Below are 5,133 nucleotides of genomic sequence, written 5' to 3'. Positions count from 1 at the left end.
GGTGTGTGGTTGTTCTTTGAGAACTCAACAGGGTGCTAGATAAGCCAGTGCCAATTATGATTTATACCCCGGACTGGTGGGCTCGTCTTCGGATGGGTTTGCTGGTTGGGATTCCTTTGGCAACACTTTTGTTGCCGGGACAGTCTTTCAACAAGTTTTTGTTGGAGAGTTTGATCCTGGCTCAGGACGAACGCTGGCGGCGTGCTTAACACATGCAAGTCGAGCGGAAAGGCCCTTCGGGGTACTCGAGCGGCGAACGGGTGAGTAACACGTGAGCAACCTGCCCTAGGCTTTGGGATAACCCTCGGAAACGGGGGCTAATACCGAATACGACCTCTGGACGCATGTCTGGTGGTGGAAAGTTTTTCGGCCTGGGATGGGCTCGCGGCCTATCAGCTTGTTGGTGGGGTGATGGCCTACCAAGGCGACGACGGGTAGCCGGCCTGAGAGGGCGACCGGCCACACTGGGACTGAGACACGGCCCAGACTCCTACGGGAGGCAGCAGTGGGGAATATTGCACAATGGGCGGAAGCCTGATGCAGCGACGCCGCGTGAGGGATGACGGCCTTCGGGTTGTAAACCTCTTTCAGCAGGGACGAAGCGTAAGTGACGGTACCTGCAGAAGAAGCACCGGCCAACTACGTGCCAGCAGCCGCGGTAAGACGTAGGGTGCGAGCGTTGTCCGGATTTATTGGGCGTAAAGAGCTCGTAGGCGGCTTGTCGCGTCGACTGTGAAAACCCGCAGCTCAACTGCGGGCCTGCAGTCGATACGGGCAGGCTAGAGTTCGGTAGGGGAGACTGGAATTCCTGGTGTAGCGGTGAAATGCGCAGATATCAGGAGGAACACCGATGGCGAAGGCAGGTCTCTGGGCCGATACTGACGCTGAGGAGCGAAAGCGTGGGGAGCGAACAGGATTAGATACCCTGGTAGTCCACGCTGTAAACGTTGGGCGCTAGGTGTGGGGGGCCTCTCCGGTTCCCTGTGCCGCAGCTAACGCATTAAGCGCCCCGCCTGGGGAGTACGGCCGCAAGGCTAAAACTCAAAGGAATTGACGGGGGCCCGCACAAGCGGCGGAGCATGCGGATTAATTCGATGCAACGCGAAGAACCTTACCTGGGTTTGACATGGCCGCAAAACTGTCAGAGATGGCAGGTCCTTCGGGGGCGGTCACAGGTGGTGCATGGCTGTCGTCAGCTCGTGTCGTGAGATGTTGGGTTAAGTCCCGCAACGAGCGCAACCCTCGTTCGATGTTGCCAGCGCGTTATGGCGGGGACTCATCGAAGACTGCCGGGGTCAACTCGGAGGAAGGTGGGGATGACGTCAAGTCATCATGCCCCTTATGTCCAGGGCTTCACGCATGCTACAATGGCCGGTACAATGGGCTGCGATACCGTGAGGTGGAGCGAATCCCAAAAAGCCGGTCTCAGTTCGGATCGGGGTCTGCAACTCGACCCCGTGAAGTCGGAGTCGCTAGTAATCGCAGATCAGCAACGCTGCGGTGAATACGTTCCCGGGCCTTGTACACACCGCCCGTCACGTCACGAAAGTCGGCAACACCCGAAGCCGGTGGCCCAACCCCTTGTGGGAGGGAGCCGTCGAAGGTGGGGCTGGCGATTGGGACGAAGTCGTAACAAGGTAGCCGTACCGGAAGGTGCGGCTGGATCACCTCCTTTCTAAGGAGCACCTTCACCTGAAAGGGTGCAAGGAGCCCTGCCAGGCATGGCCTGGCCTCGCATACCGCCGGCGGTTGTCGGGTTTGGTGTGGGGCGGATCGGGTTGTGGGTTGGTCGTTTGTTGAGAATTGCACAGTGGACGCGAGCATCTTTGTGGTCAAGTTGTCAAGGGCGAACGGTGAATGCCTTGGCACCAGGAGCCGATGAAGGACGTGGGAGGCCGCGATAGGCCTGGGGGAGCTGTCAACCAAGCTGTGATCCCAGGGTGTCCGAATGGGGAAACCTGGCACCAGTCATGTGGTGTCACCCACACCTGAACACATAGGGTGTGTGGAGGGAACGCGGGGAAGTGAAACATCTCAGTACCCGTAGGAAGAGAAAACAATTTAGTGATTCCGTGAGTAGTGGCGAGCGAAAGCGGATCGAGGCTAAACCGGCTGCGTGTGATACCTGTCAGGGGTTGCGTGGTCGGGGTTGTGGGACCCTGCTGAACAAGCTGACACTTGTTCGAGGAGTTACAAAGTCAGTGGCTAGTCGAACAGTCTGGAATGGCTGACCGTAGACGGTGAGAGTCCGGTAGGTGAAAGTTGCTGACCTTCTGTGGGTGTTCCCGAGTAGCGGCGGACCCCTGAAATCTGCCGTGAATCTGCCAGGACCACCTGGTAAGCCTAAATACTTCCTGGTGACCGATAGCGGACGAGTACCGTGAGGGAATGGTGAAAAGTACCCCGGGAGGGGAGTGAAATAGTACCTGAAACCGTTCGCCTACAATCCGTCGGAGCCTTGCGGGGTGACGGCGTGCCTTTTGAAGAATGAGCCTGCGAGTTAGTGGCATGTGGCGAGGTTAACCCGTGTGGGGGAGCCGTAGCGAAAGCGAGTCTGAACAGGGCGGTTCAGTCGCATGCTCTAGACCCGAAGCGGAGTGATCTAGCCATGGGCAGGCTGAAGCGCGGGTAAGACCGCGTGGAGGGCCGAACCCACCAACGTTGAAAAGTTGGGGGATGACCTGTGGTTAGGGGTGAAAGGCCAATCAAACTCCGTGATAGCTGGTTCTCCCCGAAATGCATTTAGGTGCAGCGTCGCGTGTTTCTTGCCGGAGGTAGAGCACTGGATGGTCTAGGGGGCCCACAAGCTTACCGAAATCAGCCAAACTCCGAATGCCGGTAAGTGAGAGCGCGGCAGTGAGACTGCGGGGGATAAGCTTCGTAGTCGAGAGGGAAACAGCCCAGATCACCAGCTAAGGCCCCTAAGCGTGTGCTAAGTGGAAAAGGATGTGGGGTCGCATAGACAACCAGGAGGTTGGCTTAGAAGCAGCCACCCTTTAAAGAGTGCGTAATAGCTCACTGGTCAAGTGGTTCCGCGCCGACAATGTAGCGGGGCTCAAGCACACCGCCGAAGCTGTGGCATTCACATTTCAACCTCGCTTGGACTTGATTCCTTGTGCAGGTGTGTGGATGGGTAGGGGAGCGTCGTGCCGGGGGTGAAGCAGCGGGGTGACCCAGCTGTGGACGCGGCACGAGTGAGAATGCAGGCATGAGTAGCGAAAGAAGGGTGAGAAACCCTTCCGCCGGATGACCAAGGGTTCCAGGGCCAGGCTAATCCGCCCTGGGTGAGTCGGGACCTAAGGCGAGGCCGAGAGGCGTAGTCGATGGACAACGGGTTGATATTCCCGTACCCGCGAAAGAGCGACCCTGACGAACCTCGTTGTGCTAACCATCCGAACCGCCGGCGACCTTCGGGTCAATGGTGGGGAGCGTGGGAACCTGGCGGGTAGTAGTCAAGCGATGGGGTGACGCAGGAAGGTAGCTGAGCCCGGCCGGTGGTTGTGCCGGGGTAAGCGTGTAGGCCGTACCGTAGGCAAATCCGCGGTGCATGAAGGCTGAGACGTGATGCCGAGCCGATTCAGGTGAAGTCAGTGATCCTATGCTGCCGAGAAAAGCCTCTAGCGAGTTCTTAGCGGCCCGTACCCCAAACCGACACAGGTGGTCAGGTAGAGAATACCGAGGCGATCGGGCGAACTGTGGTTAAGGAACTCGGCAAATTGCCCCCGTAACTTAGGGAGAAGGGGGGCCGGAGACGTGAAGCCCCGCGCGGGTGGAGCGTTGTATGGCCGCAGAGAGCAGGGGGAAGCGACTGTTTACTAAAAACACAGGTCCATGCGAAGAAGTAATTCGATGTATATGGACTGACGCCTGCCCGGTGCTGGAACGTTAAGGGGACCTGTTAGCTCTTCGGGGCGAAGCGGAGAACTTAAGCGCCAGTAAACGGCGGTGGTAACTATAACCATCCTAAGGTAGCGAAATTCCTTGTCGGGTAAGTTCCGACCTGCACGAATGGCGTAACGACTTCCCCACTGTCTCAACCACAGGCCCGGCGAAATTGCAGTACGAGTAAAGATGCTCGTTACGCGCGGCAGGACGGAAAGACCCCGGGACCTTTACTATAGCTTGACATTGGTATCCGAATTAGCTTGTGTAGGATAGGTGGGAGCCGGTGAAGTCCATACGCCAGTATGGGTGGAGGCAATCTTGAAATACCACTCTGGTTGATTTGGGTATCTAACTTCGGACCGTTATCCGGTTCAGGGACAGTGTCTGGTGGGTAGTTTAACTGGGGCGGTTGCCTCCCAAAGGGTAACGGAGGCGCCCAAAGGTTCCCTCAGCCTGGTTGGCAATCAGGTGTTGAGTGCAAGTACACAAGGGAGCTTGACTGTGAGACTGACAGGTCGAGCAGGGACGAAAGTCGGGACTAGTGATCCGGCACTTGCGAGTGGAAGCGGTGTCGCTCAACGGATAAAAGGTACCCCGGGGATAACAGGCTGATCTTCCCCAAGAGTCCATATCGACGGGATGGTTTGGCACCTCGATGTCGGCTCGTCGCATCCTGGGGCTGTAGCAGGTCCCAAGGGTTGGGCTGTTCGCCCATTAAAGCGGTACGCGAGCTGGGTTTAGAACGTCGTGAGACAGTTCGGTCCCTATCCGCCGTGCGCGTAGGATACTTGAGAAGGGCTGTCCCTAGTACGAGAGGACCGGGACGGACGAACCTCTGGTGTGCCAGTTGTCCCGCCAGGGGCACGGCTGGTTAGCTACGTTCGGAAGGGATAACCGCTGAAAGCATCTAAGCGGGAAGCCTGCTTCAAGATGAGGTATCCCACCCACCTTTGGTGGGGTAAGGCCCCCAGCTAGACTACTGGGTTGATAGGCCGGAAATGTAAGCCCGGTAACGGGTTCAGTTGACCGGTACTAATAGGCCGAGGACTTGACTACAAAGAAGCTACGCGTCCACTGTGCAACTCCCGACAAACGAACACGCACGCCGTGTTTGATAAGTCGATAGAGTTACGGCGGTCATGGCGGAGGGGAAACGCCCGGTAACATTCCGAACCCGGAAGCTAAGCCCTCCAGCGCCGATGGTACTGCACTCGGGAGGGTGTGGGAGAGTAGGACGCCGCCGGACAA

3 rRNA genes are annotated in these 5,133 nt (G+C 57.8%); all 3 read left to right on the top strand.

Features of this window, described 5'->3' with window-relative positions:
- Positions 1-158 precede the first annotated feature (158 nt).
- A 16S ribosomal RNA gene (locus AC5L3Z_RS29455) occupies positions 159-1,675 on the top strand.
- Between the two features lie 155 nt (positions 1,676-1,830).
- Positions 1,831-4,941 (top strand): 23S ribosomal RNA (locus tag AC5L3Z_RS29450).
- A 73-nt stretch (positions 4,942-5,014) separates the two neighbouring features.
- Positions 5,015-5,131, top strand: a 5S ribosomal RNA gene (gene rrf / locus AC5L3Z_RS29445).
- Together the 16S, 23S and 5S rRNA genes form the textbook arrangement of a ribosomal RNA operon.
- Positions 5,132-5,133 lie beyond the last annotated feature (2 nt).

This window comes from Micromonospora sp. LZ37 (genome assembly GCF_059359015.1).
The sequence above is the reverse complement of the archived record's forward strand: the minus strand, read 5'-3'. Positions and strand labels throughout refer to the sequence as shown.